At 52.4% G+C, this 16,481-nt stretch carries 19 protein-coding genes; all 19 read right to left on the bottom strand.

Annotated elements, in window-relative coordinates; translation table 11 throughout:
• Positions 1–28: 28 nt before the first annotated feature.
• The 19 genes from DSM465_RS0101455 to fapR all read right to left on the bottom strand — a co-directional run bounded on the left by DSM465_RS0101455 (position 29) and on the right by fapR (position 16,373).
• Entirely contained in the window at positions 29–808 is a 780-nt protein-coding gene (locus DSM465_RS0101455) for a ribonuclease HII (RefSeq protein ID WP_029760457.1), read from the bottom strand.
• A gap of 92 nt (positions 809–900) precedes the next feature.
• Positions 901–1,767 (bottom strand): ribosome biogenesis GTPase YlqF, encoded by an 867-nt coding sequence (gene ylqF, locus DSM465_RS0101450; protein ID WP_029760456.1) that lies wholly within the window; start codon positions 1,765–1,767, stop codon positions 901–903.
• A gap of 12 nt (positions 1,768–1,779) precedes the next feature.
• Positions 1,780–2,331 carry a signal peptidase I gene (gene lepB / locus DSM465_RS0101445; RefSeq protein ID WP_008878608.1) on the bottom strand — a complete coding sequence of 184 codons (552 nt, stop codon included), beginning with the start codon at positions 2,329–2,331 and terminating at the stop codon, positions 1,780–1,782.
• 102 nt (positions 2,332–2,433) lie between these two features.
• Positions 2,434–2,784 carry a 50S ribosomal protein L19 gene (gene rplS, locus DSM465_RS0101440; RefSeq protein WP_029760455.1) on the bottom strand — a complete coding sequence of 117 codons (351 nt, stop codon included), beginning with the start codon at positions 2,782–2,784 and terminating at the stop codon, positions 2,434–2,436.
• A gap of 136 nt (positions 2,785–2,920) precedes the next feature.
• Positions 2,921–3,655 carry a tRNA (guanosine(37)-N1)-methyltransferase TrmD gene (trmD, locus tag DSM465_RS0101435; RefSeq protein WP_029760454.1) on the bottom strand — a complete coding sequence of 245 codons (735 nt, stop codon included), beginning with the start codon at positions 3,653–3,655 and terminating at the stop codon, positions 2,921–2,923.
• Positions 3,655–4,173: a ribosome maturation factor RimM gene (gene rimM / locus DSM465_RS0101430; protein ID WP_029760453.1), complete on the bottom strand. Its 519-nt coding sequence runs from the start codon at positions 4,171–4,173 to the stop codon at positions 3,655–3,657. The genes trmD and rimM overlap by 1 nt, the downstream gene beginning before the upstream one ends.
• Positions 4,174–4,188: 15 nt before the next feature.
• On the bottom strand, positions 4,189–4,575 hold the full coding sequence (locus DSM465_RS0101425; protein ID WP_008878612.1) for a YlqD family protein: 387 nt from the start codon (positions 4,573–4,575) through the stop codon (positions 4,189–4,191).
• Positions 4,576–4,622: 47 nt separating this feature from the next.
• Complete coding sequence (locus DSM465_RS0101420; protein ID WP_008878613.1) at positions 4,623–4,859, bottom strand: KH domain-containing protein; 237 nt, start codon at positions 4,857–4,859, stop codon at positions 4,623–4,625.
• Between the two features lie 11 nt (positions 4,860–4,870).
• On the bottom strand, positions 4,871–5,143 hold the full coding sequence (gene rpsP, locus DSM465_RS0101415) for a 30S ribosomal protein S16 (RefSeq protein ID WP_008878614.1): 273 nt from the start codon (positions 5,141–5,143) through the stop codon (positions 4,871–4,873).
• Between the two features lie 94 nt (positions 5,144–5,237).
• Positions 5,238–6,578 carry a signal recognition particle protein gene (gene ffh, locus DSM465_RS0101410; RefSeq protein ID WP_029760452.1) on the bottom strand — a complete coding sequence of 447 codons (1,341 nt, stop codon included), beginning with the start codon at positions 6,576–6,578 and terminating at the stop codon, positions 5,238–5,240.
• 13 nt (positions 6,579–6,591) lie between these two features.
• Entirely contained in the window at positions 6,592–6,924 is a 333-nt protein-coding gene (locus tag DSM465_RS0101405; protein ID WP_008878616.1) for a putative DNA-binding protein, read from the bottom strand.
• A 235-nt stretch (positions 6,925–7,159) separates the two neighbouring features.
• Positions 7,160–8,149, bottom strand: coding sequence for a signal recognition particle-docking protein FtsY (gene ftsY / locus DSM465_RS0101400; RefSeq protein WP_029760451.1), 990 nt, complete (start codon positions 8,147–8,149; stop codon positions 7,160–7,162).
• An 18-nt stretch (positions 8,150–8,167) separates the two neighbouring features.
• Positions 8,168–11,731: a chromosome segregation protein SMC gene (gene smc, locus DSM465_RS0101395; protein ID WP_029760450.1), complete on the bottom strand. Its 3,564-nt coding sequence runs from the start codon at positions 11,729–11,731 to the stop codon at positions 8,168–8,170.
• A 157-nt stretch (positions 11,732–11,888) separates the two neighbouring features.
• Entirely contained in the window at positions 11,889–12,629 is a 741-nt protein-coding gene (gene rnc / locus DSM465_RS0101390; protein WP_008878619.1) for a ribonuclease III, read from the bottom strand.
• A 179-nt stretch (positions 12,630–12,808) separates the two neighbouring features.
• Entirely contained in the window at positions 12,809–13,042 is a 234-nt protein-coding gene (locus DSM465_RS0101380) for an acyl carrier protein (protein ID WP_008878620.1), read from the bottom strand.
• 59 nt (positions 13,043–13,101) lie between these two features.
• Entirely contained in the window at positions 13,102–13,845 is a 744-nt protein-coding gene (fabG, locus tag DSM465_RS0101375) for a 3-oxoacyl-[acyl-carrier-protein] reductase (protein ID WP_008878621.1), read from the bottom strand.
• Positions 13,845–14,789, bottom strand: coding sequence for an ACP S-malonyltransferase (gene fabD / locus DSM465_RS0101370; RefSeq protein WP_029760449.1), 945 nt, complete (start codon positions 14,787–14,789; stop codon positions 13,845–13,847). Before fabD ends, fabG begins: the two co-directional genes overlap by 1 nt.
• Before the next feature lie 17 nt (positions 14,790–14,806).
• Positions 14,807–15,793 (bottom strand): phosphate acyltransferase PlsX, encoded by a 987-nt coding sequence (gene plsX / locus DSM465_RS0101365; protein WP_029760448.1) that lies wholly within the window; start codon positions 15,791–15,793, stop codon positions 14,807–14,809.
• Positions 15,777–16,373, bottom strand: coding sequence for a transcription factor FapR (fapR, locus tag DSM465_RS0101360; RefSeq protein ID WP_008878624.1), 597 nt, complete (start codon positions 16,371–16,373; stop codon positions 15,777–15,779). Before fapR ends, plsX begins: the two co-directional genes overlap by 17 nt.
• Between the last annotated feature and the right edge of the window lie 108 nt (positions 16,374–16,481).

The following is a 16,481-nucleotide window of genomic DNA, read 5'->3' as shown; positions in this document are numbered from 1 at the left end:
TCTGCATTGCTACAACGCACCTTGTTGGCTATGATTGAACGCCGAGCGCTTCCCTTACCGGCGCGAACGAACGACGATGTTCATCCGTCACGCCATAGCGGCGAATCGCTGCAAGATGCTCCGGCGTCCCGTAGCCCATATGACGGGCAAATCCATATTGCGGATAGCGGCGATCAAGCTCATGCATCCATCGGTCACGTGTCACTTTGGCAATGATTGACGCAGCAGCGATCGAGGCGCTGTTGGCATCGCCTTTTATGAGACGTTGCTGCGGCAGTGCACACGGCACGGTCATCGCATCGACAAGCAAATGCTCTGGCGACGGCGAGAGCGCGGCAACCGCTTTGGCCATTGCCTGCTTCGTCGCTTCATAAATGTTCCATTCATCGATTTCGGCCGCGCTTACAATGCCGACACCGATCGCGACGGCGCACTCCTCAATTTGCGCAAATAGCGCCTCGCGCTTGGCTGGCGTCAGCCGTTTCGAGTCGTCAAGCCCGGGCAAATAGGCGTCTTTCGGCAAAATGACCGCCGCAGCGACGACCGGGCCGGCCAGCGGTCCGCGCCCGGCTTCGTCAATGCCGGCAATTCGCTCGATGCCAGCGGCATATAGTTCACGCTCATAGCGCATCAGCTCTTCCCACCGCTGCCGTGCCGCTTTCTCCCGCTCCTTTTGCTTAACAAAGCGGGCAAGAAGCGCCTGCACGCTTTTCCGCTCATCGTGCCGCAGCATCTCCCAGCGTGGGTCGCTTTCTCCTTCGAGCTCTGGTAGCAGCGCTTCAATTTCTTTGACCGTATACTGTTTCATAACCCTCTCCCTTTTCTACTTATACTATCGGACGCATTCCGCGCGTTGTGAAGCGAAACATTCATTCAAAGGAAAAACGCCCGCCAGACGCATTACGTCCATAAAGCGGGCGTTTCAAAGCTGAGCCGTCCTAATTTTTCTGTGCGAATGTCATACAAGACGATGTCAGCCACTTTATCGTAATCGATGCCGCCGCCCCCTGTCAGGCAGCCGCGCCGTCGGCCGATGGCATCAAACAAAGCAACAATGTCATCAGGAATGCGGTCAAGGCCATAGCGCTCCGTAATCCGCTCGGGATAATGGCTGGATAAAAAGCGAAGCGCGTACACCGCAACGTCCTGCAAATTTAAAATTTCGTCCTTAATCGCGCCCGTGACTGCCAGCCTGTAACCGACATCCTCATCTTCAAACTTCGGCCATAAAATGCCGGGCGTATCGAGCAGCTCCATCTCTTTTCCGACTTTAATCCATTGCTGCGCTTTTGTCACCCCCGGCTTATCGCCGGTTTTGGCGATATGGCGGCCGGCAAGCCGATTGATAAGCGTTGATTTGCCGACGTTCGGAATGCCGACAATAAGCGCCCGCACCGGACGCGGATTTTTAATTCCTTTCGCCCTCATTTTGTCGAACTTGTCTTTCACCATCTCTTTCGCCGCAGCGACGATTTGTTTTACTCCGGTTCCGCTTTGCGCATCGATGGCTATGGCTGTTCTTCCTTGGTCACGGAAATAGCGGATCCATTGTTCCGTTACTGCCTCATCGGCCATATCGGCTTTATTGAGTAAAATGAGGCGCGTTTTTTGGCCGAGAATATCGTCAATCATCGGGTTGCGTGACGACATCGGCACGCGGGCGTCAAGCAGTTCGAACGCCACATCAATCAGTTTTAGTTTTTCTTGTACTTCCCGCTTCGCTTTCGCCATATGGCCGGGAAACCATTGAATCATCGTCATTGGCATCACCTGCCTCGTTTATTTCGCAATCCGGACGCCACCAAGCGGCCAGTAGACAATATTCGCCTTGCCGACAACTTTCTCCATCGGAATGAAACCGATATGACGGCTATCTTTGCTGAAACGGCGATTGTCACCCATGACGAACAAATGTCCTTCCGGCACGGTGCTCTGTCCGGTCAACTCCTCTAACGTAAACGGCTCGGTCAGCGGCCCGTCGGCTACCTGCTTTTTATATTCGTCCAAATACGGCTCGTCATACGGCTTGCCGTTGACATAGAGTGTGTCGTTTTTATATTCGATCCGGTCGCCGGGCAGGCCGATGACCCGCTTAATATAGTCTCTCCCTTCTTCAGCGTGAAAAACAATAATATCGAAGCGGTTTGGCATGCCGATTTTATAGGCCAATTTATTGACGATCATCCGCTCATGGTTATGTAATGTTGGCATCATTGAATAGCCGTCGACAATAATCGGGGCGAAAATAAAATAGCGGATGCCCCCAGCCAACAAGACCGCGACGACAATGGCTTTCAACCACTCACGCCATTCGCTTTTCTTCTGTTCCATCTTTTCTCCCACCCAAATCATAATTTACCCGCTTCGCCGACGGATAGTGAAAAAAGGAGCTTGAAAGCAAGCTCCTTTTTCGCTACGACCCACTGATGTCCATTATTGAGCCGTTTTTTCTTTAATGCGCGCCGCTTTGCCGCGAAGTGCACGCAAGTAGTACAATTTCGCGCGGCGTACTTTCCCGCGACGGACAACTTCCAGCTTGGCGATTTTCGGCGTATGCACTGGGAACGTGCGCTCAACACCGACGCCATAGGACACTTTGCGAACAGTGAACGTTTCGCTGATGCCCGCCCCGCGCCGTTTAATGACGACACCTTCAAACACTTGGATGCGCTCACGGCTACCTTCCACAACTTTTACGTGGACGCGCACCGTGTCACCCGGACGGAAATCCGGTAAATCTGTCCGCAGTTGTTCTTTTGTAATTTCTTGGATTAAATGATGCATCATTTTCCACTCCTTCCACAGATGTTCATGCCAATGCGTCTCATTCATTGCAGCGGAACATCGTTTTCCATCCTTAAGCATACCGCTTAAGCAACACAAAGAATATGATAGCATAAACATCGACTGCAAGCAATAGTTATTCTCGCTCTTGCTCCCACTCTTTCAGCCATTGCTTTTGCTTCTCGGTGAGCGGATAATCGACAAGCAAATCCGGACGTTTTTGCACCGTCCGGCGAAGCGATTCCTTCTCGCGCCATTCGGCGATGAGCTGATGGTTTCCTGACAGCAACACATCCGGCACTTTCATGCCGCGAAAATCAGCCGGCCTTGTATATTGTGGGTACTCAAGCAGTCCAGAACTAAATGAGTCATCAACCGGTGATGCCTCGTTGCCGAGAACGCCAGGAAGGAGGCGAACAACGCTGTCGACAATCACCATGGCGCCGAGCTCTCCACCGGTTAAAATGTAATCACCAATTGAAATTTCGTCGGTCACTAAATATTGGCGAATTCGTTCGTCATAACCCTCATAATGGCCGCAAATAAGCACCAAGTGTTCTTCTTTGGCGAGCTCCTCCGCCTTTTTTTGCGTGTAGCGCTCACCTTGCGGGCAAAGCAAAATGATGCGCGCGCCTGGCGACTCCGCCGTCACATGTTCCACCGCATCAAAAATCGGCTGCGGCTTCAATACCATGCCGGCACCGCCGCCGTATGGATAATCATCGACCGTTTTATGCTTGTTGTCGGCAAATTCGCGGAAGTTAACGAGACGGATGTTCACTGCTCCCTTTTCTTGCGCCTTCTTTAAAATCGACTCATTCAGCACGCCGGGAAACATGTCGGGAAACAGCGTTAAAATATCGATCCGCATCATTCAAGCAGTCCTTCCATCGGCCGGATGATGATTATCTTCCGTTCAGGGTCGACGTGCATGACGACATCGTCAATATACGGAATGAGTGCGTCGGTGCCGTCTTGGCGCCGGACAACCCAAACGTCATTCGCACCCGGCGTTAAAATTTCTTTTACTTTACCGATCGTTTCGCCCGCTTCCGTCACAACCGTACAATCGATAATTTCATGGAAATAATATTCTCCTTCGTTCAGCTCGCCAAGCTGGCTCTCCGGCACCTTCAGCATTGCCCCTTTAAACGGCTCGACGTCATTAATGCTGTCATACCCTTCAAACGATAGCAAATCGAACGACTTATGAACGCGGTGGCTCTTTACAGTCACTTCAACCGGCTCGGTGTCGCGTTCACGGAAAATGTACAGTTTGTTTCCTTTTTTGTACCGCTCTTCCGGAAAATCGGTTCGCGAAATGACGCGCACTTCACCGCGAATACCGTGTGTGTTGACGATCTTGCCAACATTAAACCATCGTTCCATCACCTTCATCCCCTCTTAACGAATCTCTTTGACGACGCCATCTTCAACGATGATGGCACGCGCCTTTGTCACCTCTTCCCAGCGGTCGCCGACGTTCACCTCGATAAGCGCCTCGACTTCCCGCTCCTTCAACTCACTGCCTAACGGTAGCATATGTAATTGTTCAAGCTGAAACTCCAGCAGTTTTATTTTCTCCATGCGGTCATCAATTTGTTTCGCAAAATATTGTTTCACTAAAGCAGGTGAGTATTTTCCGCTTTTCTCCATCTTCTTTTGTTCGAAACGAAGTTGGTCGCACTCGCGCTCAAGTTGTTGCTTACGTGCCACAAACGTGGCAGCGAGCATCTGTTTGCTTCGCTCGGTGACAATTTGACGCACCTCGACCGTTTGAATCAGCTTCATTCCTTTCCCCCTTTTACAACAATATCAAAAAAGGGAGAGGAATGTCCTCACCCTTTTTCTTTCACTTGCACGATAACCCGCTTTGGCGACCCGGCCGCGGCAGCGTAGACGACTGTACGAATCGCATGGATCGTCCGTCCTTGCTTGCCGATCACTTTGCCGACATCCTCGGCATGCACCGACAGCTCGTAGATGACTGCCTGTTCTTCCTCACGGCTTTCAACCGCCACCGCTTCCGGATAATCGACAAGTGCCTTAACGATCGTTTCAATGAGCGGTTTCATGCTTGTCTCTCTTATTTGCCGTATTTTAAGTTATGGAACTTCTCTAAAATACCTTGTTTCGACAGCAAGCTGCGCACTGTATCCGACGGTTTGGCGCCGTTTTGCAACCATTTGAGCGCCAGCTCTTCATTGATTTTAATTTCCGCCGGCTCAGCAACCGGGTTGTACGTGCCGATCGTTTCAATGAAACGACCGTCGCGCGGCGAACGCGAGTCTGCAACAACAATGCGGTAGAATGGGTTTTTCTTTGCACCCATGCGTTTTAAACGAATTTTTACTGCCATAGTTTGTACGCACCTCCGTATATAGTTCACACAAGATAGTATATTAACAATTCTTTTTCCGTTTGTAAAGGTTTTTCGCTTAACAGAACATCATTTACATAAATGGGAAGCGAAATCCTTTTTTCTTCCCTTTTGGCATATTCGTCATCATTTTCATCATTTTTTTCATGTCGTCAAACTGCTTCAAAAGCCGGTTTACTTCTTGCACAGTCGTACCGCTTCCTTTGGCGATCCGCTTTTTCCGGCTGCCGTTAATGATTTCCGGATGCATTTTTTCTTCTTTGGTCATCGAGCGAATGATCGCTTCAACGCGGGCAATTTGCTTTTCATCGACTTGGATGTTATCCAGCCCTTTGATTTTATTAGCACCTGGCAACATTTTCAAAATTTCATCGAGCGGGCCAAGCTTGCGCACTTGACCGAGCTGATCCAAAAAGTCATCGAACGTAAACGTTGCCGTGCGCATTTTTTGCTCAAGCTCTTTCGCCTTCTCCTCATCAACGGCGGCTTGCGCTTTTTCAATGAGCGTCAGGACGTCGCCCATTCCTAAAATGCGTGACGCCATTCGCTCCGGATGGAACGGCTCCAAGGCGTCAAGCTTTTCGCCCATCCCGACAAACTTGATCGGCGCCCCAGTGACGGCGCGAATCGACAACGCTGCTCCTCCACGCGTATCGCCGTCAAGTTTCGTTAAAATCACACCGGTAATGCCGAGCTGTTCGTGGAAGCTTTGAGCGACATTGACGGCATCTTGTCCAGTCATGGCGTCAACGACGAGGAAAATTTCATCCGGTTTGACGGCCTCTCTCATTTGCTTCAGCTCATCCATGAGCGCCTCGTCGACATGAAGGCGGCCGGCCGTATCGATGAGCACGTAGTCATGATGCTCCTCTTTCGCCCGCTCGAGCGCCTGTTTGGCGATCTCAACGGGATTGGCGTGCTCGCCTAACGAAAAAACGGGCATATTTAACTGTTTGCCGAGCGTCTCAAGTTGCTTGATCGCTGCCGGACGATAGACGTCAGCAGCCACAAGCAGCGGCTTGCGGTTATGCCGTTTACGCAACAAGTTGGCGAGCTTTCCGGTCGTCGTCGTTTTCCCGGCCCCTTGCAGCCCGACCATCATGACGACCGTTGGCGGCTTCTTGGCGACGGCGATTTTGCTCTGCTCGCCGCCCATGAGCGCTGTCAGTTCTTCTTTTACGACCTTAATAACTTGCTGGCCTGGTGTTAAGCTTTTCAGCACTTCCTGACCGACGGCCCGCTCACTCACCCGTTTAATAAAATCTTTCACGACTTTAAAGTTGACGTCCGCTTCTAACAAAGCCAGGCGCACTTCTCGCATCATCTCTTTTACATCGGCCTCGGTCACTTTTCCTTTGCCGCGGATTCGATTCATGACATGTTGCAAGCGTTCGGATAACCCTTCAAACGCCATCGCGTTCACCCCCTTAATCGAGCTCATCAAGCTCGTTGACTAGCGCTGCCAATTCAGCATCGGCGCTATAATGTTGGCGAACGTAGTCTTTCAATCGCCCGATGAGCTGCTGTCGTCGCTCATATTTTTGCAGCAGTCCGAGCTTTTCTTCATATTGTTCCAGCATCGCTTCTGTGCGCCGGATATTATCGTACACCGCCTGGCGGCTCACCTTATATTGTTCGGCAATTTCCCCGAGGGAGTAGTCGTCCAAGTAGTAGAGCGTCATGTAATTGCGCTGTTTCGGTGTCAGCAGCGCTTGGTAAAAATCGTACAAATAGTTCATGCGCATCGTTTTTTCCAGCACCGGACTCTCCCTCCCTCATTGTTAAGTGAAAATCCTTTACAAAAGTGAGTGTACTTTGTTTACCGGCCGTTGTCAAGATAAAGGCCATTCGTTTTGTTTCGCTTCCGTGGCATAACAAAAACAGGGCTGACGGCGATACCGTCAGCCCTGTAAGCATGAGCACACGGGCCTCCCCGACAAGCAACGCCCCGCCTCGAATTAGGCGCTTGCGCCATAACTTACGAACAAAACAACGTTATTGTTCATCAAACAACCCAGCAAACAAACCGTAAACATATTTTTCCGCGTCAAATGGCTGCAAGTCGTCCATTTTTTCACCGAGGCCGACAAATTTAACCGGAATGGCAAGCTCGTTGCGAATGGCGAGCACGATGCCGCCTTTCGCCGTGCCATCAAGTTTCGTCAACACGATGCCAGTGACATCGGTTGCTTCTTTAAATAGCTTCGCCTGGCTCATGGCATTTTGCCCAGTCGTCGCATCCAGCACAAGCAGCACTTCATGCGGCGCACCCGGAATTTCGCGGCTGATGACACGTTTTACTTTCTCGAGCTCTTTCATTAAATTCACTTTGTTTTGCAGCCGCCCGGCTGTGTCGCACAGCAGCACATCGACGCCGCGCGCTTTCGCCGCTTGAATCGCATCATACATGACGGCTGCCGGGTCAGAACCGGCCGTTTGTTTAATGACGTCGACCCCGACGCGCTCGCCCCATACCTCGAGCTGCTCGATCGCCCCAGCGCGGAACGTATCGCCTGCGGCTAAGAGCACCGATTTCCCTTCCGATTTCAGCTTATGGGCGAGTTTGCCGATCGTTGTCGTTTTGCCGACGCCGTTGACACCGACAAACAAAATGACCGTCAGTCCGCTCGTTTGGATATTCAAAGCAGAAAGCTCGCTGTCATCGGCACCAGCGCGGTAAATGTCAATGAGCTTCTCGGCGATGACGTCGCGCATTTGCGCTGAGTCTTGAATATTGCGGCGCTTCACTTCCATTTTCAGCTCGTCAACCAACTCCATGACGGTCGTCACGCCGACATCGGCCGCGATTAAAATTTCTTCGAGCTCTTCAAAAAACTCTTCATCCACTTTCCGGTAGCGGGCGATGAGATCGTTCACCTTCCCAGCAAGTGAATCGCGCGTTTTTGACAACCCTTCTTTAAACTTCTCAGTAACGGCATCGGCTTGTTTCGTCCATTTTTCTTTCAACTTTTGAAAAAAGCCCATTGAGACTCCTCCTTTCCACTATGACTGCACGAGCTGCTTCGAATCTTCGAGACGAACGGAAACGAGCTTCGAGACGCCGGATTCCTGCATTGTGACGCCATAAAGCACGTCCGCCTCTTCCATCGTCCCTTTTCGATGGGTGATCACAATAAACTGAGTGTCGCGGCTGAACCGCTTCAAATATTGGGCATAGCGCTGCACATTTGCCTCATCAAGCGCCGCTTCGACTTCATCAAGGACGCAAAACGGCACTGGGCGCACTTTTAAAATCGAGAACAACAGAGCGATCGCAGTCAGCGCCCGCTCGCCGCCAGAGAGCAAGCTTAAATGCTGCAGCTTTTTCCCGGGTGGTTGGGCGACGATGTCCACACCTGTCTCTAACAAATTGTTCGGATCGGTCAGCCGTAAATCGGCGCGCCCGCCGCCGAACAGCTCGCGGAACACCTCGCTGAAATGGGCGCGGATTTGTTCGAAGGTCGTGAAAAACCGTTTTTTCATTTCCTCGTCCATTTCCTCGATGACTTGGTGAAGTGTCGCTTTCGCTTCTTCCAAATCGGCTTTTTGCTCGCTCAAAAAGCGATGTCGCTCGGAAACGCGCTCATACTCGTCGATCGCTCCCAAGTTAACGGTGCCAAGCTCCTCAATGGCTCGCTTGATGAGCTTCACCCGTTTGCGCGCCTCATCGGCGCCAATTTCGAGCGGATACCCGGAACGAGCTGCTTCAAACGATAGCCCGTACTCTTCGCTGAGACGGGAGAGCAAATTGGCAAGTTCCACGTCGAGCCGGTTCAGCTTCACTTCCTCATCTTTGACGACCTCAACAAGCTGTTTATGTTGCCGCTTCGCTTCTTTCCATTCCTGCTCCAAATGCTCAAGCCGCCGTTGGCAGTCGAGCCGCTGTTCGCGGCGGCTCGTGATCAGTTCAAGCGTTTTTTGCTTGTCCTCGAGCTTTTGCTGCCGCAGCTGCTCAAGTTCTTCTTCATTCCATTCCGGCGCTTCCATTTCCGCTTGCAAGGCAGCCCGTTCACGCTCTGCTTGCTGGAGTCCGCGGGCAGTTTCGGCAAGCTCCGCTTCGATCTCCTCGGCTTTCCGACGTGCGTGCTTCACTCGCTCTTTCGTTTCCGCCAACGCGATTTTTTTCTCAGTGATCGCCACTTGCAGCGCTTCTTTCGTTGTTTGCTCTGTCTGTTTTTGCACCTGCAGCCGGTTGATGTCCTCATCGATCGCCTGAAGCTTCTCTGCAAGCTGTTGAAGTTGCCCATCAATGGTGCCCAAGCGGTTGTTCAGCTCCGCTATTTCGCGTTCATCGTTCGCTTTTTCTTCATCATATAAGGCGAGTCGCTCATCGATTCGCTTTTTCTGCCACTCAAGTTCGCGCTGCTTCTCTTTCTCTTCTTGCAGCGACTGTTGCAGCCTAGCAATCTCCTCTTTGAGCATCGCCGCCTCCGCTTCCCATTCTGCCCGTTCGCGTCGTTTTGCAGCCATGTCGCGCTCCAAACGGGCGATGACATCATCCATTTCCCGCAGTTTGGCGGCAATCGTCTCAAGCTCACGATTTCGACCTAGCAATGAAGCGGTTTTTTTCGCCGCCCCGCCGCCTGTCATCGCCCCGCCAGGGCTGACGACATCGCCATCGAGCGTCACGAGCCGATATCGATAGTGAAGGAGCTTCGCTAACTCATTCGCCCCTTTTAAATCGGCCGTCACAATCACATGACCGAGCAAATGGGCAATCGCCGCTGCATAAATGTCATCATACTCAATAAGCTCACTAGCGATGCCAACAAACGCCGGATGACCGCTAATCGCCGCACGTTCCCGCTCGGAAAGGGAGCGCGCCTGAATGACATCAAGCGGCAAAAACGTCGCTCGCCCGTAGCCGTTCGTTTTCAAAAAATGAATGGCTTGCCGCGCTGCTTGTTCGCTGTCAACAACGATATGCTGCATCGCGCCGCCAAGCGCCGTTTCAATCGCGATTTCGTAGCGACCCGGAACGCGGATGAGCTCAACGATCGCCCCACGGATGCCGGGCAGCCGATTGCGAGCCTTGAGCACTTCTTTTACTCCTTGGAAAAAGCCGGCATACTCGTGTTGCATCTCCTCAAGCCACTGCTGGCGCGCTTTTGCTTGTTGCCGATATTGGCGTGCCTGATGAAGCGACGTCTCTTTCTGTTCGAGCTCCACTTGTTGTTCTTTGAGCGCCGATTCGAGAGCTGCCAGTTTGCTGCTCGCTTCGGTGATCGCCTGTTCCAGACGGGATAGCTCAGCCAATAAAGCTGCACGCTGCTGCTCGAGCTGGTTGCGCTGTTTTAAATGGTCGCTGTTCGCTTCATTTAACGCCGCTTGCTTCGCACGAAGCTTATGGATGGCTTGTTCCACATGCAAGCGCTCATTTTTCAATGCCGCCTGTTCATGGACAAGATCAATGTAATCGCCCTTTCGTCGTTCGATTTCTTCTTCGATGTCGACTTCGTGGGCTGAAAGCAGCGCTTGTTGTTCTTTCAATTCCTTCTCCAGTGCGGCCGCACCTGCTTCAAGTTGGGTGAGGGCGGCTTTTTCCGAACGGAGCTGCTCTGTCAGGCGGCGCCGCTTTTCCGTCAACGCAATGACTGTTTCGTCAAGCTGTTCGATGCGCTGGGAGGCGTGTTTTTTCCGCTCTTTCAGCACTTCTTTCCGCCCCTCGAGCTTCTCCAGCTCTTCGCTCGCTAAAAGAAGCACTTGCTGCAAACCGTCGACCGATTCATCAATGGCGGTGATTTGGTCGCGCAGCTGCTCGATATGGGCTTCCGTTTTTTGCAGCTCCGCCGCCAATCTTCCTTCTTCTTGTTGATGCTCATTAAGCGCCTCATTTAGCTCGCTCCATTGCCGATGCAGCTGCTCGATATCATGCACCATAAGCGCTACTTCAAACCGCTCGAGCTCTTCCCGTTTTTCCAAATACTCTTTAGCGATCGACGCCTGCATCCGGAGCGGCTCAAGCTGTTGCCCGAGCTCATGCAAAATGTCATTGACCCGCTGCAAGTTGTCTTGCGTTTCCGCTAGTTTCGTCTCCGCCTTTTTTTTGCGCAATTTGTATTTCAAAACCCCGGCTGCCTCTTCAAAAATCGTACGCCGCTCTTCCGGCTTACTGCTTAAAATTTCTTCGACCCGGCCTTGGCCAATGATCGAAAACGCCTCCTTGCCAAGCCCGGAATCGAGAAACAAGTCGACAATATCTTTTAGGCGGCACGGTTGGCGGTTGATGAAAAATTCGCTTTCCCCCGAACGATAGACGCGTCGGGTTACACTGACTTCCTGGTACTCTAACGGCAAAAAGCCATCTTCGTTATCGAGCGTGATCGTCACCTCGGCCACATTGAGCGGTTTGCGCGAGTCACTGCCGGCGAAAATGACATCTTCCATTTTCGCACCGCGCAGTGATTTCACTGACTGTTCCCCGAGCACCCAACGAATCGCATCCGTAATGTTGCTTTTTCCGCTTCCGTTCGGGCCGACGACCGCCGTCACGCCGGGAACGAAGTCAATTGATACGCGATCGGCAAACGATTTGAAGCCGATCACATCTAACCGTTTGAGGAACATGATCTGGTGCCTCACCATCTTTCCGCTGTATAATCCATCGGAAACATCCCCATCCGTCGGACTGAACGGCGGACAAGGATGTTCTATCTTTTATCAATATACCATACAAAGGCAGAAAAACGCCGATAGAAAAAGACTGACGTCAAGCGCCAGCCTTTTATTGCTTGTCGGCGGCCCGCAACGTTTCGAGCGCCATTTGCGCCGCATGTTGCTCAGCCTCTTTTTTCGAGCGGCCGACACCGACGCCGAGCTCTTGCCCGTTCAATGCCACACGGGCGACAAATTCTTTATTGTGAGCCGGTCCTTTTTCTTCCAAAATGGCGTATTCAAGCGTTCCGCTGCCATCGCGTTGCACCAATTCTTGCAACTGGCTTTTAAAATCCATCACATGAGAAAAAGCACCTTCGTCAATCTTCGGGAACATCGTTTGTCCTAAAAAACGAAGGACCACGTCCATTCCTTGATCCAAATAAAGGGCGCCAATAAACGCCTCGAACACGTCGGCGAGCAACGCCGGGCGCGTCCGCCCCCCAGTCAGCTCTTCGCCTTTGCCGAGCAAAACAAGCTCGCCGAACGACAAGGCGTTGGCAAATTTCACAAGCGACGGCTCACAGACAATGGCCGCCCGCAGTTTCGTCAATTGCCCTTCACTCATATGCGGAAACTTTTGAAATAAATATTGGGAAACGGTCAGCTCCAACACGGCGTCGCCTAAAAACTCAAGCCGCTCGTTGTCCTCATGGAACCGCCGCCGATGCTCATTCACATACGATGAATGGGTGAACGCTTGTATCAATAGCTTTTCATTTTGGAAGGTGATGCCGATTTTCTTCTGCAGTTCTTGAAACTTCGCCCGCCTTTTTTCGTAAATGCGCCCTTTATCTCTTTGTTTTGACATAAAAATGCCCTCCGACTTCATTCCAGACAAACTGGCCGTATACTATCTTTTATTATATCCGTTCACTGACCCGCTACGCCAACGAGAACGGTTCACTTTTGCCGCAAGGCTCGCCAAGCGTTCCTTAAAAAGCAGAGAAAGCCCCGTTCGGAGCAACGGGACTTTGCAAAAAAGCGGCATTACAGTTGGCTTTTTATGTAGTTCACAGCATCTCCGACTGTGACGATTTTTTCCGCTTCTTCATCGGAAATTTCCATGTTGAATTCGTCTTCGAGCTCCATAACTAGTTCGACGATGTCGAGCGAGTCGGCGCCCAAATCATCTTTGAACGATGCTTCAAGCGTGACTTGCGATTCGTCAACACCCAAGCGATCGACAATAATTTTCGTTACACGCTCCAATACGTCTGCCATTGCGTTCACCTCCCTTCATGATTATAGTCGATTCGTCAAAAAAATACTAGAGGCGTTTATTACGGCATCACCATGCCGCCATCGACATGAAGCGTCTGGCCTGTCATATAGCCAGCCGCGTCCGAAGCGAGAAACGCGACAACACGGGCCACATCATCCGGCTCGCCGAAGCGGGCGAGCGGAATCTGCTTTAACATTTCTTCTTTCAGCTCCGCGCTGAGCGCTTCCGTCATGTCGGTCGTAATAAATCCCGGCGCGATGGCGTTAACCGTAATGTTCCGGCTGGCCAATTCGCGCGCCGCCGTCTTCGTCAACCCGATGACGCCGGCTTTGGCGGCGACGTAATTCGCCTGGCCAGGGTTTCCAATCACGCCAACGACCGAAGCAACGTTGATGATCCGCCCGTAACGCTGCTTCATCATCGGCCGTGTGACGGCCTTCGTACAAAGAAATACCCCTTTTAAGTTCGTGTTAATCACGGCATCCCATTCTTCTTCTTTCATCCGCATCAATAAATTGTCGCGCGTAATGCCGGCGTTATTAACTAAAATGTCGAGGCGTCCGAATTGATCAAGCACCGTTTTTACCATGCGCTCCACATCCTCGGCGCGGGCGACATCCGCCTGTACGGCGAACGCTTCGCGGCCGAGCGAGCGGATCATGTCGACGACTTCATTCGCCTTTGCTTCACTGCCGGCATAGTTGACGGCAACATTTGCCCCTTGGCGGGCCAACTCAAGAGCGACTGCCCGCCCGATGCCGCGCGATGCTCCAGTGACGAGAGCGATTTTTCCTTCGAGCATCATGATTCTCCTTTCAACGCCGCAACGGTCGCTTCTAAGGAAGCGAGATCGTTTACCGCATAAATGCGGGCGTTGCGGTCAATTTTTTTCACGAGGCCGGACAATACTTTCCCAGGCCCAATTTCCAAAAACGTGTCGACACCAAGCGCCAAAAGCGTGCGTACCGACTGCTCCCAACGCACCGGCGAGTACAGCTGCTCAATGAGCAGGCGAGCGATGTCTTCTTTGTTCATCACCGGTTCAGCAGTCACATTGGCGATAACCGGAATGTCAGCATCGCGGATGACCAAGCCGGAAAGGACTTCTTGCAACTGTTCTGCCGCCGGTTTCATCAGCGCTGAATGGAACGGGCCGCTCACCTCAAGCGGAATGACGCGTTTGGCACCGCGCTCTTTCGCCAGCTGCCCTGCTTTTTCCACCCCCGCTTTCGAACCGGAGATGACGATTTGCCCTGGACAGTTGAAGTTAGCCGGCTCGACCGGATCGCCTTGGGCAGTAATTTCATTCGTCACCGCCTCAAGCGCCTCCGCTTCCATCCCTAACACGGCAGCCATCGTGCCTTCACCGGCTGGCACTGCTTCGTCCATCAGCTCGCCGCGGCGGCGCACTGCATAGACAGCGTCGGCAAACGACATCGCACCGGCAGCGACAAGTGCCGTATATTCACCTAAACTATGGCCGGCGACATAATCAGCCTTAAGACCAGCAGCTTTGACAAGCTCCAACAAAGCGATGCTCGCAGTCAAAAGCGCCGGCTGGGCGTTGTATGTCAGCGTCAGCTCCTCTTGCGGCCCATTAAACATGAGCGCTGAAAGCGGAAAGCCGAGCCGTTCGTCGGCCGCTTCGATAACCGCCCGGGCGCGGGCATCATGGTCAGCGGCGTCTTTCGCCATGCCGACCGTTTGAGATCCTTGACCTGGAAATAAAAAGGCGATTTTCCCCATTCCCGTTCCTCCTTGGTTTATGTTGTCCGTTCAAGCTCCGCTTTGATCGTGCCGATCACATCATTCGCTACCATTTCGCGCGCCTGGCGGACGGCGTGGAAAATAGCGTTCGCATCAGATGAACCGTGCGCTTTAATGACCGGGGCGTTCAAGCCAAACAGTGCTGCGCCGCCGTATTCGGAGTAGTCCATCATCTTTTTCAGCCCAGAAAGCTTCGGCTTGAGGGCTGCAGCGGCAAGTTTGGCCGTCACACTGCTTGTCAGCGTCTGTTTGAGCAAGGAAAAGAGCGCCATGGCCGTTCCCTCGATCGTTTTTAAGGCAACATTGCCGGAAAAGCCATCAGCAACGACGACATCAGCTACCCCTTGCAACAAGTCGCGCGCTTCAACGTTGCCGATAAAATGAAGATTCGTTTCTTTCAGCAAGGCAAATGCCCGCTTCGTCGTTTCATTCCCTTTCTGGTCTTCTGTGCCGACATTGAGCAAACCGATGCGCGGGTTCGCGATGCCTCGCACTTGCTTGGCGTATACATGACCCATGAGCGCATATTGCTGCAAATGCTCAGGACGGGCATCAACGTTCGCTCCGACATCTAAAAAGACAAACCCTTTTCCGTCTAACGTCGGCAACGTCGGCGCAAGCGCCGGCCGGTCGATGCCCGCAATCCGCCCGACGACAAACAGCCCAGCAGCCATAAGCGCCCCGGTATTGCCGGCGGAAATGCAGGCGTCCGCACGCCCTTCCCTCACCTCTTCTGCCATGCGCACCATCGACGAATTTTTTTTGCGCCGCACCGCCCGCACCGGCTCATCGGTCGCTTCAATCACTTCATCAGCATGAATGATCGAAATGCGCTCCTCATTCTGCAAGTACGGGCGAATTTTTGCTTCATCGCCAATTAAGGTAATGCGAATATCAGAAAAATGCGCGGCGGCTCTTGCCGCCCCGCGCACGATTTCTTGCGGGGCGTGATCTCCCCCCATAGCGTCAATCGCGATATTCATTGCTGTCGCCATCCTTTTTTTCCATGTTTGAGCGATACATTTCGAACGTTCCTGAAAACACGAGCTCTTGGCCGACATAGCTGTTCACATCAACGACTGTGCGCCCGCTCTTCGTTTTGCCCGTTACTTTCGCCTTCGCCACGACCCGCTCGCCTGCTTTCACTTGGCGCACGAAACGGATCGTTGCCTTCGCCGTCAGCGCTAATTCATCATGAATGACGGCGACAGCGAGCGAATTCGCTTGGGCGAACAAATGATGGCCGCGGGCAATGCGGGTGCGCCGAAAAACGTGTTCTTCTTTGACATCAAAAATCGAAATGGCACTCGCATCTGGCTCGATGTCAATGATATCTCCAATCACTTCTTCAAGCGGCAACGCCCGCACTTTATCAGCGAACGACTGACGGGCGACGTGTTTGATGCGCTCGCGCAGCTCGGGAATCGACAGCTCAAGCCGGTCAAGGCGGATCGTCTGCACGCTGACGGAAAATTTCTCCGCCAACTCTTCGTCAGTCACAAACGGGTTTTCCCGGATCGTCTCCTGCAGCAACCGTTGCCGTTCGCGTTTGCTTTTTCTCATCGATTCGTTACACCGTCCGATTTTATGACTAGGTACTAAAAGTAATATATAATATCAAAAACCGGAATGCAAGCAGAAAAAAGTGAAAAGCGTCCACATTTTGCCGAA

Source organism: Geobacillus thermodenitrificans subsp. thermodenitrificans DSM 465, from assembly GCF_000496575.1.
Taxonomy (GTDB): domain Bacteria; phylum Bacillota; class Bacilli; order Bacillales; family Anoxybacillaceae; genus Geobacillus; species Geobacillus thermodenitrificans.
Note: the sequence above shows the minus strand (reverse complement) of the source record. Positions and strands in the feature narration are given on the sequence as shown.